The 15,755-nt window shown below is 68.6% G+C and carries 17 protein-coding genes and 3 tRNA genes; 11 read left to right on the plus strand and 9 right to left on the minus strand.

Translation table 11 applies throughout. From position 1 onward, the window contains the following. Window positions 1-189 precede the first annotated feature (189 nt). Window positions 190-1,449 carry a sigma-70 family RNA polymerase sigma factor gene (locus tag ACWDO5_RS18675; RefSeq protein WP_450531419.1) on the plus strand — a complete coding sequence of 420 codons (1,260 nt, stop codon included), beginning with the start codon at window positions 190-192 and terminating at the stop codon, window positions 1,447-1,449. Window positions 1,450-1,574: 125 nt separating this feature from the next. Here ACWDO5_RS18675 and ACWDO5_RS18680 read toward each other — a convergent pair whose 3' ends face one another. The 4 genes from ACWDO5_RS18680 to ACWDO5_RS18695 form a co-directional block, all read right to left on the minus strand. Continuing rightward, window positions 1,575-3,497 carry an ABC transporter ATP-binding protein gene (locus tag ACWDO5_RS18680; protein ID WP_450531420.1) on the minus strand — a complete coding sequence of 641 codons (1,923 nt, stop codon included), beginning with the start codon at window positions 3,495-3,497 and terminating at the stop codon, window positions 1,575-1,577. Then, complete coding sequence (locus ACWDO5_RS18685; protein WP_450531421.1) at window positions 3,494-5,227, minus strand: ABC transporter ATP-binding protein; 1,734 nt, start codon at window positions 5,225-5,227, stop codon at window positions 3,494-3,496. The genes ACWDO5_RS18680 and ACWDO5_RS18685 overlap by 4 nt, the downstream gene beginning before the upstream one ends. A 91-nt stretch (window positions 5,228-5,318) precedes the next feature. Next, window positions 5,319-6,764: an FGGY family carbohydrate kinase gene (locus tag ACWDO5_RS18690; RefSeq protein WP_450531422.1), complete on the minus strand. Its 1,446-nt coding sequence runs from the start codon at window positions 6,762-6,764 to the stop codon at window positions 5,319-5,321. 29 nt (window positions 6,765-6,793) lie between these two features. After that, complete coding sequence (locus ACWDO5_RS18695; RefSeq protein WP_450531423.1) at window positions 6,794-7,093, minus strand: YtxH domain-containing protein; 300 nt, start codon at window positions 7,091-7,093, stop codon at window positions 6,794-6,796. A gap of 172 nt (window positions 7,094-7,265) precedes the next feature. On the opposite strand from ACWDO5_RS18695, the gene ACWDO5_RS18700 reads away from it, so the two are divergent. From ACWDO5_RS18700 to ACWDO5_RS18725, 6 genes are all read left to right on the plus strand, one after another. Further along, window positions 7,266-7,338: transfer RNA gene (locus ACWDO5_RS18700), tRNA-Asn, on the plus strand. Between the two features lie 5 nt (window positions 7,339-7,343). After that, window positions 7,344-7,416 (plus strand) — tRNA-Asn (locus tag ACWDO5_RS18705). A 200-nt stretch (window positions 7,417-7,616) separates the two neighbouring features. Further along, window positions 7,617-7,690: transfer RNA gene (locus tag ACWDO5_RS18710), tRNA-Ile, on the plus strand. A gap of 339 nt (window positions 7,691-8,029) precedes the next feature. After that, entirely contained in the window at window positions 8,030-8,263 is a 234-nt protein-coding gene (locus ACWDO5_RS18715) for a type II toxin-antitoxin system VapB family antitoxin (protein ID WP_450531424.1), read from the plus strand. Continuing rightward, window positions 8,260-8,667, plus strand: coding sequence for a PIN domain-containing protein (locus tag ACWDO5_RS18720; RefSeq protein ID WP_450531425.1), 408 nt, complete (start codon window positions 8,260-8,262; stop codon window positions 8,665-8,667). Before ACWDO5_RS18715 ends, ACWDO5_RS18720 begins: the two co-directional genes overlap by 4 nt. Window positions 8,668-8,733: 66 nt before the next feature. Further along, the gene (locus ACWDO5_RS18725) at window positions 8,734-8,913 is read left to right on the plus strand and encodes a hypothetical protein (RefSeq protein WP_450531467.1); all 180 of its coding nucleotides are present in this window, start codon (window positions 8,734-8,736) and stop codon (window positions 8,911-8,913) included. 253 nt (window positions 8,914-9,166) lie between these two features. Here ACWDO5_RS18725 and ACWDO5_RS18730 read toward each other — a convergent pair whose 3' ends face one another. The 4 genes from ACWDO5_RS18730 to ACWDO5_RS18745 all read right to left on the minus strand — a co-directional run bounded on the left by ACWDO5_RS18730 (window position 9,167) and on the right by ACWDO5_RS18745 (window position 11,603). Continuing rightward, window positions 9,167-9,340, minus strand: coding sequence for a CsbD family protein (locus ACWDO5_RS18730; RefSeq protein ID WP_450531426.1), 174 nt, complete (start codon window positions 9,338-9,340; stop codon window positions 9,167-9,169). A gap of 93 nt (window positions 9,341-9,433) precedes the next feature. Beyond that, complete coding sequence (locus ACWDO5_RS18735) at window positions 9,434-9,877, minus strand: hypothetical protein (RefSeq protein WP_450531427.1); 444 nt, start codon at window positions 9,875-9,877, stop codon at window positions 9,434-9,436. A gap of 617 nt (window positions 9,878-10,494) precedes the next feature. Beyond that, a complete protein-coding gene (locus ACWDO5_RS18740) occupies window positions 10,495-11,001 on the minus strand; it encodes a hypothetical protein (protein WP_450531428.1) in 507 nt (168 codons plus the stop codon). Window positions 11,002-11,051: 50 nt separating this feature from the next. Beyond that, entirely contained in the window at window positions 11,052-11,603 is a 552-nt protein-coding gene (locus tag ACWDO5_RS18745) for a hypothetical protein (RefSeq protein WP_450531429.1), read from the minus strand. Between the two features lie 324 nt (window positions 11,604-11,927). On the opposite strand from ACWDO5_RS18745, the gene ACWDO5_RS18750 reads away from it, so the two are divergent. Further along, window positions 11,928-12,875, plus strand: coding sequence for a YihY/virulence factor BrkB family protein (locus ACWDO5_RS18750; RefSeq protein ID WP_450531430.1), 948 nt, complete (start codon window positions 11,928-11,930; stop codon window positions 12,873-12,875). Between the two features lie 40 nt (window positions 12,876-12,915). On the opposite strand, the gene ACWDO5_RS18755 is transcribed toward ACWDO5_RS18750, so the two are convergent. Beyond that, entirely contained in the window at window positions 12,916-13,746 is an 831-nt protein-coding gene (locus ACWDO5_RS18755) for a hypothetical protein (RefSeq protein ID WP_450531431.1), read from the minus strand. 188 nt (window positions 13,747-13,934) lie between these two features. Here ACWDO5_RS18755 and ACWDO5_RS18760 point away from each other — a divergent pair, with 188 nt between their 5' ends. The 3 genes from ACWDO5_RS18760 to ACWDO5_RS18770 all read left to right on the plus strand — a co-directional run bounded on the left by ACWDO5_RS18760 (window position 13,935) and on the right by ACWDO5_RS18770 (window position 15,749). Continuing rightward, window positions 13,935-14,420 carry an Asp23/Gls24 family envelope stress response protein gene (locus tag ACWDO5_RS18760; RefSeq protein ID WP_450531432.1) on the plus strand — a complete coding sequence of 162 codons (486 nt, stop codon included), beginning with the start codon at window positions 13,935-13,937 and terminating at the stop codon, window positions 14,418-14,420. Window positions 14,421-14,430: 10 nt separating this feature from the next. Continuing rightward, window positions 14,431-14,622, plus strand: a complete 192-nt coding sequence (locus ACWDO5_RS18765) for a hypothetical protein (RefSeq protein ID WP_450531433.1) — start codon at window positions 14,431-14,433, stop codon at window positions 14,620-14,622. Between the two features lie 449 nt (window positions 14,623-15,071). Continuing rightward, entirely contained in the window at window positions 15,072-15,749 is a 678-nt protein-coding gene (locus ACWDO5_RS18770) for a DUF6286 domain-containing protein (protein WP_450531434.1), read from the plus strand. The last annotated feature ends 6 nt before the right edge of the window (window positions 15,750-15,755 follow it).

Genomic DNA, 15,755 nt, shown 5'->3' on the forward strand with positions numbered 1-15,755 from the left:
GTCCAACTCCACCTCCTCGATCTCCTCGAAACAGACATCACGCGAACCCGCTGGCCCCAGACCTGAAACGACGACCTGCGAAGTCCGGGTCTAGTCCTCCTTGGGTAACTGCCCGGTCACGCACTGGACTCAGAAAGTAGTCGCACGCCCCTCGTGGCAGTGATGTGTCGTACCCCACACTGGGGTGCGGTGCCTGAGTCCCCGGAGCGCGGCCGGTCCACCCACAGTGGCCTCTCAACCCCCGCGGATCCGTTCATCGTGTACGGGACGGAAAGCGGCCCGGCCGCCTCCGTCCCGCTGCCGCACGCCCCCGAACCGGCAGCGATCACCCTGGAGGTCGCCCCCGTGCAGACCCAGACCCTGACCGAGACCGATGCTGTCGCGGCCGTGTCCGCGCAGGTCCCCGAGCAGAGCCGGGCCGAACATCACCCCGAGACCGTGGCCGTTCCCGAAGCGGTCCCGGAGACCGTCGTCGAGGATCCCGTGGAAGTGCCCGAGCCTCCGGAACGACGGGTAGGCCGCATCGACAGCGGTGGGCCCTCATCCGACCTGTTCCGTCAGTATCTGCGGGAGATCGGCAGGATTCCGCTGCTCACGGCCGTCGAGGAGGTCGAACTGGCGCGGCGCGTCGAAGCCGGTCTGTTCGCCGAGGAGCGGCTCGGCAAGACCCCCGACATCGACGACTCCCAACTCGCCGTCGACCTCGACAAATTGGTGGTCATGGGCCGGATGGCGAAGCGCCGGCTGATCGAGGCAAACCTCCGGCTCGTCGTCTCCGTCGCCAAGCGCTACGTAGGCCGCGGGCTGACCATGCTCGACCTCGTCCAGGAGGGAAACCTGGGCCTGATCAGGGCGGTCGAGAAATTCGACTACGCCCGCGGCTACAAGTTCTCCACGTACGCGACCTGGTGGATCCGCCAGGCCATGTCCCGCGCCCTCGCGGACCAGGCACGCACCATCCGCGTCCCGGTCCATGTCGTCGAGCTGATCAACCGGGTCGTCCGCGTCCAGCGCCGGATGCTCCAGGAACGCGGCTACGAACCCACTCCCGAGGAGGTCGCCATCCAGCTGGACCTGCCGCCCGAGCGGGTCAGCGAGGTGCTGCGGCTGGCCCAGGAGCCGGTCTCCCTGCACGCGCCGGTGGGGGAGGAGGACGATGTCGCCCTCGGGGATCTCATCGAGGACGGCGACGCGGCGTCCCCGGTCGAGTCCGCCGCGTTCCTGCTGCTGCGCGAGCACCTCGAGGCGGTGCTCTCCACCCTCGGCGAGCGCGAACGGAAGGTCGTCCAGCTGCGCTACGGGCTGGCCGACGGCAGGCCGCGCACGCTCGAAGAGATAGGCCGGATCTTCGGCGTGACGCGTGAACGCATCCGCCAGATCGAGTCCAAGACCCTCAACAAGCTGCGCGACCACGCCTTCGCGGACCAACTCCGCGGCTACCTCGACTAACTGGGGGCTTCGCCCCCAGACCCCCAGTCCTCAATCGCCGGACGGGCTTGAACTGTGCGGCCATGCCCACGTTTACAGCCCCGCCGGCGTTTGAGGCGCAGGGTCTGGGGCGGAGCCCCAGCGAACTACTCCACCTCCACCACCGCCTGCGCGAACTGCGCCGCGTACAGCCGCGCATACGCACCCTCCGCCGCCAACAGCTCCTCATGCGTGCCCTGCTCGACTATCGTGCCGTTCTCCATCACCAGGATCACATCCGCGTCCCGGATGGTGGAGAGCCGGTGCGCGATGACAAAGCTCGTGCGCCCGTGGGCCAGGTGCGCCATCGCCTTCTGGATGAGCACCTCGGTACGGGTGTCGACCGAGCTCGTCGCCTCGTCGAGCACCAGGATCACCGGGTCGGACAGGAACGCACGCGCGATGGTGATCAGCTGCTTCTCGCCCGCGCTCACGCCCGAGCCCTCGTCGTCGAGCACCGTGTCGTAGCCGTCGGGGAGCGTACGGATGAAACGGTCGGCGTGCGCCGCGCGCGCCGCCTCCTCGATCTCCTCCCGCGTCACCTCGCGGGACGCGCCGTACGCGATGTTGTCCGCGATCGTGCCGCCGAACAGCCAGGTGTCCTGGAGCACCATCCCTATGCCGGAGCGCAGTTCCTCCCGCGACATCTTCGCGATGTCCACGCCGTCCAGGCTGATCCGGCCGGCTGTGACCTCGTAGAACCGCATCAGCAGATTCACCAGCGTCGTCTTGCCCGCACCCGTCGGGCCGACGATCGCGACCGTATGACCCGGCTCCACGCTCAGCGACAGATCCTCGATGAGCGGCTTCTCCGGGTCGTACCGGAAGGCGACCTTCTCCAGCGAGACCTGTCCCAGCCGCTGTCCTGGCCGCTCGGCCGACGGAGCGTCGGCCTCCTGCTCGTCCGCGTCCAGCAGCTCGAAGATCCGCTCGGCCGACGCGACGCCCGACTGCACGAGGTTCGCCATCGAGGCGACCTGCGTCAGCGGCATCGAGAACTGCCGGGAGTACTGGACGAACGCCTGCACATCGCCGATGGACAGCGCGCCGGACGCGACCCGCAGCCCGCCGACGACCGCCACCAGCACATAGTTGAGGTTCGAGACGAAGAACATCAGCGGCTGCATCACCCCGCTGTTGAACTGGGCCCTGAAACCCGCCTCGTACAGCTCTTCGTTCTGCTCGGCGAAGCCCTGCGCCGACTCGTTCTGTCGCCCGAAGACCTTCACCAGCGCATGGCCGGTGTACATCTCCTCGATATGGGCGTTGAGTTTGCCGGTGGTCGTCCACTGCTGCACGAAGTGCGGCTGCGAACGCTTGCCGACCCTCGTCGCCACGAAGACCGACACCGGCACCGTCACCAGCGCGACCAGCGCGAGCAGCGGCGAGATCCAGAACATCATCGCCAGCACGCCCACGATGGTCAGCAGCGAGTTGATCAGCTGTCCCATGCTCTGCTGCAGCGTCTGCGAGATGTTGTCGATGTCGTTCGTCGCCCGGCTGAGCACCTCGCCGCGCTTGGCCCGGTCGAAGTACGAAAGGGGCAGCCGCGACAGCTTCGCCTGCACGTCCTCCCGCATCCGGAACACGGTCCGGTTGATCACCCGGATCGACAGCCGCGTCGACACCAGCATCAGCAGACCCGCGGCCACATACACCACCAGCGCCACCAGCAGCACCTTGCCCACGGCGGTGAAGTCGATGCCGTCGCCGGGCGTGAAGTCCACGCCGGACAGCATGTCGGCGAGCCCGCCCTGGTCCTTGTCCCGCAGGCCGGCGATCGCCTGCTCCTTGCTGGTCCCCGTCGGCATCTCCCGGCCGACGACCCCCGCGAAGACCAGGTCGGTCGCCTGCCCCAGTATCTTCGGCCCGACCACCGCGAACGCGACGCTCAGCACAGCCGCCGCGAGCATCACCCACAGCGTCGCACGCTCCGGCGCGAGCCGCCGCAGCAGCCGCTTGCCCGAGCCCGTGAAGTCCATGGACCGCTCGACCGGTCCCATCATCATCCGTCCGCCCGGCCCGCTCATGCGGCCTCAGCCTCCGTCAGCTGCGAGAGCACGATCTCTCGGTAGGTCTCGTTGCTCTCCATCAGCTCGTGATGGCTGCCGGTCCCCACGACCTGCCCCTCGTCCAGGACGACGATGCGGTCGGCGTCGCGGATGGTCGACACCCGCTGGGCGACTATCACCACCGTCGCCTCGGCGGTCTCGCGCGCCAGCGCCCCGCGCAGCGCGGCGTCCGTCGCGTAGTCCAGCGCCGAGAAGGAGTCGTCGAAGAGGTAGATCTCCGGCCGCTGCACCAGGGTCCTGGCGATCGCGAGGCGCTGGCGCTGCCCGCCGGAGACATTGGTGCCGCCCTGCGCGATCGGCGCGTTCAGCCCGCCTTCGAGATCCCGTACGAAGTCGGCGGCCTGCGCCACTTCCAGCGCCTGCCACAGCTCGTCGTCGCTCGCGCCGGGCTTTCCGTACCGAAGATTCGTGGCCACCGTCCCGGAGAAGAGATACGGCTTCTGCGGCACGAGCCCCACCGTCCTCGCCATCAGCGCCGGATCGAGCTCACGCACATCCACCCCGTCGACGAGCACCTCGCCGCCCGTCACATCGAACAGCCGCGGTACGAGCCCCAGCAGCGTCGACTTCCCGCTGCCCGTCGACCCGATGATCGCGGTCGTCTCACCGGGCCGCGCCACCAGATCGACGCTGCGCAGCACAGACTCCTCGGCCCCCGGGTATCGGAACTCCACGTCCCGCACCTGAAGATGCCCGTGGCTGTGCAGCTGCCGTACGGGCGCGGACGGCGGCACCACGCTCGAATCGGTCGTCAGCACCTCCTCGATCCGCTCGGCGCAGACCTCGGCGCGCGGCACCATCATGAACATGAAGGTGGCCATCATCACAGCCATCACGATCTGCATCAGATACGCGAGGAACGCGGTCAGCGCGCCGATCTGGATCGCGCCGCTGTCGACCCGGTGGGCGCCGAACCAGACGACGGCGATGGACGACACATTCACCACCGTCATCACGGTCGGGAACATCAGCGCCATCAGCCGGCCGGTGGACAGGGACACATCGGTCAGCTCGGTGTTGGCTCCGCGGAACCGCTCCTTCTCGTACTCGTCGCGTACGAAGGCGCGGATGACGCGGTTGCCGGTGATCTGCTCCCGCAGCACCCGGTTCACCTTGTCCAGACGCTCCTGCATCGTCCGGAACAGCGGCCGCATCTTCTTGACGATCAGCGACACCGCGATGCCGAGCAACGGCACCACCGCGAGCAGCACCGCCGACAGCGGCACATCCTGGCCGAGCGCCATGATGATGCCGCCGACGCACATGATCGGCGCCGAGACCATCAGCGTGAACGCCATCAGGACCAGCATCTGCACCTGCTGGACGTCATTGGTCGTGCGGGTGATCAGCGACGGCGACCCGAAGTGCCCGACCTCGCGCGCGGAGAAACTCTGCACCCGGTCGAAGACGGCGGCCCGGACATCGCGCCCGAGCGCGGACGCGGTCCGCGCGCCGAAGAAGACGGCTCCGATGTTGCAGACGACCTGGACGACGCTGACTGCGATCATGACCGCGCCGACCCGGAGGATGTAGCCCGTGTCCCCCTTCACGACACCGTTGTCAATGATGTCCGCGTTGAGGGTGGGCAGATAGAGGGTTGCGCTGGTCTGCAGCAGTTGGAGCACCACCAGCAGGGCGATGGGTTTCTGGTACGGACTGAGATACGTCCGTAGAAGTCGTATCAGCACACGCTGTCTCTCGGGGTCGGCAAGGTCGAGGGGTCACCCCATCTTGCGACACTGCGCCCCAGGAACCTCAAGGGATTAATTCAAGGCAGGGTCAAGATGTCGGGTTGAACGCCCCGGGGTGGATCTGATCCCGCGTCGCGCCGTATTGCTGGCGCACCGCCTGACCCACCGCCAGTTCCTCGCCCGGCTCGAATACCTGCGCCGCGGCGCCCTGCCAGGCCGGCGGAGTGGCCGGCGACAGCGTGCCCTGCGAGACCCCGAGCGCCCACGCGGCCTGCCGGGCAGCGCCCAGCGCCGCGTAGTCGGCGGGCTGCGGCACGACGACCTGCGCCCCGAAGATCGCGGGCGCCGCGGCCTGGACGGCGGGCAGTTCGGCGGCCCCACCCAGCAGAAACACCCTGCGCACCTCGACCCCGCGCCCGCGCAGCACGTCCATGGCGTCCGCGAGCGAGCAGAGCATGCCCTCGAAGGCGGCCCGCGCCAGATGCTCGGGCTTCATCGACTCGCGGCGCAGACCGCTCAGCGTCCCGGCGGTGTGCGGCAGTTGCGGAGTGCGCTCGCCCTCCAGATACGGCAGCATCACAAGCCCGGACGAACCGGGCGTCGACTTCATGGCCAGCGCGGAGAGCTCGTCGAGATCCTCCAGACCCAGCAGCTCGGCCGTGCCGCGCAACGCCCGTACGGCATTGAGCGTGTGCACCACCGGCAGATGCATCCCGGTCGCGTCGGCGAACGACGTAATCATCCCGCTCGGGTCGGCCAGTGCCTCGTGGTGCACGGCCATCACGGAGCCGGAGGCCCCCAGCGACACCACCGCGTCGCCGACCCCGACGCCAAGCCCGAAGGCCGCCGCCATCGTCTCGCCGGTCCCGGCGGAGATCAGCAGCCCCTCGGGCGTCGTACCCGCGGCATCGGCCGGACCGAGCACCTCGGGCAGCGCGCACTGGTGCCCGAGCGCCAGCTCCACCAGGTCGGGCCGGTACGAGGCGGTGCCCGCCGACCAGAAACCGGTGCCGGAAGCGCCGCCGCGGTCCGTGGTCCTGCGGGCCGGCCGCCCGAGCAGCTGCCACACCAGCCAGTCGTGCGGCTGCATCACCGACGCGACGCGCTGCGCCGGCTCGGGCTCGGAGCGCGCCATCCAGCGCAGCTTCGCCACCGGCTGCGCGGACTGCGGCACCGAACCGACGGCCTCGGCCCAGGCCTGCCGCCCGCCCAGCGCGTCGATCAGATCCGCCGCGGCGGCCTGCGCCCGCTTGTCATTGCCGAGCAGCGCGGGACGTACGAGATTGCCCTGCGCGTCCAGCGTCAGCAGACCGTGCTGCTGCGCGGAGACGCCGATGGCCTGCACGCCTTCGAGCAGCCCGCCGGCCGCGGCCTCGCCGAGCGAAAGCAGCCATACCTGCGGATCGATCTCGGTGGCCTTCGCCTCGACGGGGTGCGGCGCGTACCCCTGGCGCAGCACGGCACCCGTGTCCGTGTCACAGACGACGATGCGCGTGAATGCAGACGAACTGTCCAAGCCGGCGACTATCCCCATGAGTGAAGATTCTGCCGCACGCCCGGAGGTTACGTATTAGTGGTGCCCCAGTCGTCCTCGCTGCTCGCACTCCGCTCCCGCAGGGACCGCACCCGTTCGGCCACCGAGTCGGGCACCCGGTCCCCGACCTTCTCGCTCACCGTCTGGAAGGCCTTGCCCGCGACCTCGCGGCCGTTCTGTGCCGCGGACTCCACGGCATTGCGCACGGCGGGATTCCGGGAGAACTCGCGCACGGACTTCTTCAGCTGCTCGTAGCGCTCGCGCCCGGCACGCGTGCCGATCACGTAGCCGAGGGCCAGTCCGGCGAAGAACGTGAGCTTGTACCGCATGGCTGCCACCCTTCCCTTACGTCGGTGCTCGCCGCCTACCCGGCCAGGCCCGTGATCACCCGGGCCTAACCGATTGGCGGAGCACCCCCCTGCTTGCGCTAATGTATGTGTCGCAGCAAGCGCACGCCCCCCGGGAGACCCGGGGTAGGTACGTTCGGTGCACACGCAGCAATCCCCTGTAGCTCAATTGGCAGAGCAGCCGGCTGTTAACCGGCAGGTTACTGGTTCGAGTCCAGTCGGGGGAGCGCGATCCCCTGTAGCTCAATTGGCAGAGCATTCGGCTGTTAACCGGAGGGTTGCTGGTTCGAGTCCAGCCGGGGGAGCAGATACCGGAAGAGGGCCCCGTAGGGGGTCCTTTTTCATGTCCTGGACGACTTCGGGGGACTTCTGGACGGCTCCTGGAACCGGGCAGGGGGCAGCGCAGTCCTCATGATTGTGCGTTGCCGACCATCCGAGGCAGGAGATCGTATGAGCGGCTATGCTGCGGCAGACGGCGCGCACATTTGTGCGCGACGCGCCGTTAGGGGCGGTAGCTCAGCCGGTTAGAGCAGCGGACTCATAATCCGTCGGCCGTGGGTTCGAGTCCCACCCGCCCCACCGCGAACCATCCATGCAGAAACGTTCTGACCTGCGCAAACGCAGTAGTGAGGCCCCTCGCGAATCTCGTGAGGGGCCGTCGCTTTCTCCCGGACCAAGATCCAGTGGACACGCAGCGGACGCGGCGTGTCCGAAATGTAGCTGATGTTCGATGAGCCGCATGTGGTCTAAAAAGTGATCAGAGTCGATGCTGTCGCGTGCGGTGGAATCGGACTTGGAGCCTTGAGTGAGCTCGCTGCCGGCTTCGTGCCGCCCCTACTCGCGGGAGCTCTCCCGCAGTGGATGTTGGTGATGTATCTTGAGTATGTACATCGTGGACTCTCGGGTGGGGTGGTGAGCATGTCCGTTACGCAGATCGATCTCGATGACGAGGCGCTGGCCGAGGCGATGCGCCTGATGGGCGTGACGACGAAGAAGGAGACCGTCAACGCGGCTCTGCGGGACTATGTGGCTCGCATCAGGAGGCTTGAGGCCGCGGAGAAGCTGGCCGAGCGGGGCGAGCGCGGCGAGTTCGAGGAGGCAGCAGCTGCGTACGACGCTGCAAAACACGCGCGGCGGGCGGCCTTTGAGTGATCACGTATCTCGTTGACACCTCTGCGCTGTGGCACCTGTTCCGTACCCCTGGGGCGCTGCGTCCCTGGGAGGGGCACATCGCTGCCGGGGTGTTGCGTGTCTGCGAGCCGACGCGCACCGAGTTTCTGTACTCGGCCACCACCCCGTCGCATCGCGACGAGTTGGCCGGGGAGCTGGATGCTCTGTGCCAGCTTTCGCCGGTCCCGAAGAACGCGTGGCGCTGGGTCGACACCGCCCAGTACAAGCTCACGCAACGCGGTCAGCACCGTGCCGCGGGAGCCATCGACCTCCTGGTGTGTGCGACAGCGGTCCACCACGGTCACACCGTGCTCCACGTGGACAATGACTTCGGCACTGTGGCGGCGGTCCTCAAGGAAGTACAGCAGCGCGACGTGCGCGCCTGACCATGATGTGTTTCAGCCGCGGCTACCACCAGTCCGCAGGAGACCGTCCACGTCGGACGCGCCCTGATCGACTCCGCCGCACGGCGCGTCCTGCTGGTCGACCACACCAAGTTCTCCCGGCAGGGTCTGTACACCCTCGCCCCTCTCACGGCCTTCGACACCGTCCTGGTCGATGACGGTCTTCCGCTTGAAGAAACGGCCGCATCCGCGACGCCGGAGTGGCACTCAGAGTCGTCAGACGGCTGAACATGACCGCCGAGTCGTACAGGACCTCCACGCCCGCTCCATCGAGCGAGCCTGTTGGCGGTATCCCACGCACCAGCGGCTCAAGTGCTTGGCGGTGGTGGGTATACGCCCGCCCCGCCCACACGCCGCCCCACTGAAGGTCACCGTCGAAGGGACAGGGGTCGACGGTCGCCCACCCTTGGCGGAACGGCCCAACTGGAGCCGCCGACACGTGCTTCGCCGGGGCCCTGGTCGGGTCGACGGGGCGGAATGGTCAGTGTCTGAAGGCGTCCTTGATCTTCGCCCCGGCCTGCTTGATGTTGCCCTTGACTTGGTCTCCGCGGCCTTCGGCCCGCATGCGCCGACTGCCGGTGGCGCGGCCGGTTGTCTTCTTGGCGCCGCCTTTCATCGCTTCGGCCTTGTGCGCGATCTTCTTCGCGATACTCATGGGTGGCCACCCTGGGTGAGTTGTCTGCTGGGGTTCGGTGGCAGGAATACCGTGGCGCCGGCCGGTCAGCGATCTGCGCGTGCGGCCGCACGCCTACTGGGGGGTGGATCGGTGCCCGAAGTGCAGTCTGCTGCGGCGACCGCTGTCCGGGGCTCGAGTGCGATCATCGTGGGGTGAGTCGTTCCCCCGGGCATTTGCATTGTCCGCGCGGGCGGGCTCGCGTTGGTCGACTAGGTCGTCGCGGTCCCTCCCGGCAGAGGCCGTCTCGCGGCGCGACGGCTTGCGTCCGCGGTGCGCGGTGCTGCCACGGCGAGAGGTACGGCGTACGCCGGTCAGGAGCAGGCTCAGTCCAAACAGGGCCGCTGCCCCGACGACGATGCCGTAAAGGAAGAGCGTGCCGGTGGAGCCGGTCACGTCGAAGCCGAATACCGAGAACCCGCCGGTGACCTCGTGCGCGCTGCCACTGTTGGTGACAACAGCGGCCACGCCGACGACTACTGCGGCGATCAGGATGATGAGTCCGAGGATGACGATCATGACTCGCTCCAAGGATCTGCTTCGTATCTCCCTACGGTAGAACTGCACCGTCCACGAAGCCACTGCGACAGGGACGGCATGATGCCCCGGGATTGGTGGTCCACTCGCTGGAGACCATCGACCGCGATGCCGCTCGGCCGTCCCCCCCGTGCCAACACTGGCGCGTGCCAGAGCTGCGGCAGTGTGGACGTGACGACCGTGTGGCTTTGGGGCGCCGGCCGGGGGCGGCCGGACATCGTGTGGGCCGGCGGGTCAGCGGGTCGGGCGTCGGCGCAATGCCGACCGCACGGCGAGGTACCCCACGTCGGCGAAGCATGCCCTCGACGGCCACGTCGATGATGCCCAGCACGATCGCGACGACAAGCAGCGCCCCGGAAAGCGGTCGGTACGATCCCAGCCCCGGCGGCCGGGCGCACCTGGTCATCGACAACCAGAACCCCACCCGTCCCGTCCGGCCCCTTGGGTCAACGCTGAACCACCGAGCGTGCGGAGAAAGCCGACCGCGAGGGCGCGAAGAGAGCAACTCGGCAACCCAGTAGCGAGAATCCAGTTATGGTGCGCCTCGCCGAGGTGCCCGCGAGGACCGGCCGGACGGGTCGTGAGGGCCGGGCGGGTGGTCAGGTGCTGAGCAGGCGGTCGAAGAAGGACCGGTATTGGCGCAGGGCCAGGCGCAGGTCCTCGGTGGCGACCTCCTCGCCGCGGTGCCATTGGCTTTCCAACGCCTGTTTGTGGTCGGCGAAAGTGGTGGCGAGCAGTTGCATGACCTCGGCGACGAGCCCGTCTGCCGCACGCACCGACTGCTGCGGGTCATCGACGAATCCCTGCTGGATCTCCTGCCACCTGGTGCGGAGGTCTTCTGTCTCCTGGGGCCCTATAAGCGGGGCAGTATCGGGTTCCTGCGCGGAGGCGTCGTGTTCGTCGGCTACGGCGTCCGGTTCGTTTCCGGCCTCGTCCGTGACTCTGGTCCTGGGTGCTGCCCTGTCGGCGTCGGGGACTGCCGTCAGGTCATCGTCCGGGGGCTGTTGCGCTGCATCTGTGCGAGTCCGGGCGATGTCCTCGGTGGACAAGCCTTCTTCGACGGGGTCGGCATACTCGTCGCGTCCGAATGGTTCTTCTCTCTGCATGTCCCTTCACCTCCATGGGGTGGTGGCAGCCGCTCTCCGCTGCTGGGCACTCATCGGTGTTCCTCATCCGACGGGGCGTTGCCGTCTTCAAGTAGTTCCTCGAACAGGGCCCGGTAGTGGACCATCGCGCTGCGAAGTTCTTCTGTAGAGGTGTCCCTGCCTCCGGCGCGCTCGTTGATCTCATGGGCGATGCGGTAGTGCTCCAGCGTCCGGGAGTGTTCGACCGAGAGGTCCCGCTTCTGTTGCTCGTAACTCTCGGTCGGGTAGCCACGCTCGCTCATGAGCGTGGTCACGAGCCGGTCCGCCTCACCCACGGCCTGGTCGGGACTGTCGACGAAGTGCTCCTGCACGCTGGTCCAGTCCCGGGCGTACCGGTCCCGGACCGTCGAGGGCAGCGGCCTGATCTCCAGAGCTTCATGCCGCTCCTCCCTCGCGCGCAGGTCGCGGTCGGCCGCTCCACGGCTGTCCTTCGCCTCGACCGTGCGCTCGTATTCCGGCCCGAAACGCTCCCGCAGGTGCCGGCGCCGGGTCATGGTCCGCAGGGCCAGCGCGACCACGGCCAGGACGACCACGACAGCCACGATGATGACGATTGTCGACATAGCATCCTCCACTCATTGAGAGCTCACACCGCCAGCCAGATCTGGGGGCGAACGAGGGTCACCGCTGCGGATGCTGTCCCTTGGTGTGCCACATTCCAGGATTTCACAAACCGCATAAATGGTTCTAACCGGGCAAGTAGTGGATTGATTGAAGGGCGCCTCGCGCGACACCCTTTGGTGCTCGCCGCTCACGAGGACATGGACCAGCGGCCCGGCCCTCCGGCCGCACGCGCAGGGCACCGGCCTCGCCATGGACAGCGGTGGGGTTTCGCGGCTGGGATACCTCTTTTCCCGCCGTGGGTACGCTGAGAGTGGGTGTTCTTCATGGACTGGCTGACAAGGCTGCCTGTGATCGCACGGCTGATGCGTACGCACGTGTGGCGGGCGTTCGAGCGGCTGGTCACGGTCCACTGGGGCCGGCTCGCCGCCGCTATCACCTTCACGAGTTTCGTCGCGCTCTTTCCGCTGATCACTGTGGGTGCGGCGATGGGCGCTGCGCTGCTGAGCGAGGATCAGCTGGGGAATCTCCAGGACAAGATTGCCGACCAGGCGCCGGGCCTTTCCGGCCTGCTGGACCTGGACAGCCTCGTCGCCCACGCCGGAGCCGTCGGGCTCATCGCGGGCGCGCTGCTGCTCGTGATCGGCATCAACTGGGTCGGTGCCCTGCGTGGGTGCCTGCGCGCGGTGTGGGAGAAGGAGCAGGACCCGGGAAATCCGATCCTGCTCAGGATCAAGGACACCGCGGTGCTGGTGGGTCTTGGCGTGGTCGGGCTGGTCGCGATCGGCAGTTCGATCTTCGCGAACAGTGCGGTTGGCTGGGCCGCCGACAAGGTCGGGATCGAGGGCGGGGCGGGACGGGCGCTGCTGTTCTTCGCCGGCCTGGCCATCGCCCTGCTCGTCGACTTCCTGCTGCTGGTCTACCTGCTCACCCGGCTGGCGCGGGTGCATCCCGGCCGGCGCGCGGTCGTGGTCGCCGGCCTGATCGGTGCGGTCGGCTTCGAACTGCTCAAGCTGCTGCTGACCGGCTACCTGCAAGGTGTCGCGGGGAAGAGCATGTACGGCGCATTCGCCGTGCCGGTCGCCGTCGTTCTGTGGATCAACCTCATGGCCAGGCTGCTGCTGTACTGCGCCGCTTGGACGGCGACAGCGGTGCAGGCCGGCGAAACGGTCGCGGGGGAGGAACCGGAGCCTGGGATCAGCCCCACAGGCGGCGACGCACCACAGCGGGCGACGGCCAACGGACGTGCACGGGCAACACCGCGCCGCCCGTGAGCCGAACGCGAGGCCGCGATTTCCGTGTTTGTTCTTCCGGTCATGTCGGCAGGACCTGACCCGGCTCCACCGCTGTCACGAGGACGGCGACGGTCACCGGGCCGGGGGCGTCCCCTTCCGCTGCCGCGGCCACCGCCGCACGGACGGCGAGGGAGACATCAAGGGCGCGATGAGTCTCGGCAACCGCCAGCTGGATCTGGACGTGGCGCCCCGGGGGCTCGCCGCTGTCCTCGATCCGGACGGGGCGAGCAAGTCCTCCCCTGGCCATGGGCACGGGCAGTCCTGGAACGGGGGCGAGGCGGGTCACGCCGGGGACAGCCATGGCAACGGTGGCCAGCTCCGCTGCCGGGTCCCGCACCGGCACCGGCCCGGGCGACGGGTGCCCGGGCTTGGTGACCGCGACGTGCGAGGCACTGGGTTCTCCGGCTCCACTTTGGGAGGCTTCGGCCGCGGTCGGCTGCTGCGCCGACGCCGGAACCTCCAGCAGGTCCGTCACATGCAGATCGACCTCGGCCACCACCAGCCCGAGACGTTCGACAGCCGCTGCGAGCAGCGTCTGCCGCAGCTGCTCCGCGACCTGGGGCAGGGGCTGCCCGGCCGGCGCCGAGAATTCCGCTTCGATACGCAGCGGTCCCGGCGGCAGTGCGCTCCAGGGCGCCGGAACCGTCGGCTCCGGCGCTGCTTCGGGGGCGGCAAGGCCGATGCGCACCGTGCCCAGCCGGATCCCGGATACCCCGGGGGCCCCGCGGCCCAACACCTGGCACGCCGCGCGTTCGCTGATCCAGGCCCCGTCCTCGGGCCCGCCGAGCGGCAGGAGGCGGCCCAGGCCGAGCTGCTGCCGCACGGCCTGCGCCCATCCATCAGCCGCCATCGGCTCTCACTCCTTCGCCTTGCCACGCTGTTTCCAGACTGCCGGAACCACGCCGATCCGGCCGCTCACACCACCCGTTCGGCAGGCCGGCTCCCACGCCTGCCCTGCGCCTGGAGCAATACCAGCCAAACGAGCCTAATGTGGAAAAACAGGCCGCAGGCTCCTCTCTCAGGAAGGGACGACCGGCCATGACCGATACCGGACAGCAGAACCGGCCCGAGACCGCCGGCACGGAGACGGGTGACAGCGCCAGGAAGAACGACGCGGCGGGGCGCGGCGGCGACCCCGGCACGCGGGGCCGGACCACCATCGCCGACGGCGTGGTCGAGAAGATTGCCGGAATGGCGGCCCGCGACGTGGCCGGTGTCCATGCAATGGGCAGCGGAGTCTCCCGGGCCTTCGGGGCCGCACGGGAACGCGTGCCCGGCACCGTCAAATCTGTCTCGCGCGGAGTCAAGGTCGAAGTCGGCGAGACACAGACGGCCATCGATCTGGAGATCGTCATCGACTACGGCGTCTCGATCACGGATGTGGCGGGCGCCGTGCGGGAGAACGTGATCTCCGCCGTCGAGTGGATGACGGGCCTGGAGGTGGTCGAGGTCAACATCGCGATCAGCGACGTAAAGCTTCCCGACGAAGAGGAAGAAGAGGAAGAGCAGCCACGGCTGCGGTAAGGAGCACACGATGAGCATGGCCGTGGTGGGCTTGGTCGCCGGGATGGCGCTCGGCTTCGCCGGATACTTCGGCGGCTTTGGGGCTTTTCTCCTGGTGGCGGCGCTGGGCGCTGTCGGATTCGTCGCCGGACGGTTCGCTGACGGCGACCTGGAGCTCGGCGACTTCTTCCGGCACAGCCAGCATGTCGACCGGCGACGGTGACCGGTGGCGCAAAATGAGGCCGCCTCCCAGGCGGTGCCCGCAGGCGACCGGGGTGCGACGCGCGTCGCCGATCGGGTCGTCGCGAAGATCGCCTCCCAGGCGGCAGTTGAGGCACTACGCGGATTCAGCGAGCCCGCCCATCTCGTCCCTCCCGGCCGTTCCAAGCCACACGCGACGGTATCGGTACGGCCTGCACCTGAACGCAGGGCGGATTCGCGGGGCGCTGCCGACGTGGGCGCTGGGCGGAGAACCGTGCTTGGCGAAGCGCGGGTGCACATCGCTGTGGAGCTGGGCTACCCGTCCGACATCGGCGCGCAGTGCGGTGCGGTCCGCCGCCAAGTCGCCGAGAGAGTCTGCGGCTTGGCAGGCATGGACGTGCACGAAGTCGCAGTGTCCGTCGAGCAGCTGCATTCGGCGCACACCAGGGGCGCGGACCGGGGGAGGACGAGATGAGCGGACAGGAGCCGGAGCCGGCCACCCGGCGTGTGCCGACCAGCGAAACCGAGCGGCCCTCGTCCACTACGGCAGGCACGCCCGCACCGGGCTCGACGCCGACGGGTGAAGACTCCGGACTGCACGTGGACCGATTCTGGTCCACTCGGCGCGTGCCCGCCACGATCGTGGCCCTGTTCGCTGTCGCGGGCACCGGGCTCCTCCTGTACGACGTGGCCGCCGTACGGGCCGGCCAGTCCGCGATGCGCTGGCGGCGCAAGCTTGCCCACGAACTGGCCACCAGGCCCCTCGATGACTTCTGGATGATCGTCGGCGCCGCGCTGGCGATGGCCGTCGGCCTGTGGCTCATGGTCCTCGCGGTCACCCCCGGTCTGCGCGGACTGCTTCCGATGCGGCCCCCCGCCGGTGCGGAAACCGCCGACATGCACGCGGGGCTCGACCGCTCCGCTGCCGCGCTCGTGCTGCGAGACCGGGCCATGGAAGTGGCGGGCGTCCAGTCGGCCCGGATCGACGTGGGCCGTCGCAAGATCAGGGCAAGGGTGAGGTCCCACTTCCGCGACCTCGACGAAGTCCGGGCCGACCTGGAAACGGCACTGAAGGACGGCGTGAGCCAGCTCGGGCTCGCCCGGCCACCCGCCGTGTCCGTTGACGTCCGCCGCCCGAAGAAAGGGTGAGGCCAC

The sequence above is a fragment of the Streptomyces sp. NPDC000880 genome (assembly GCF_053599675.1).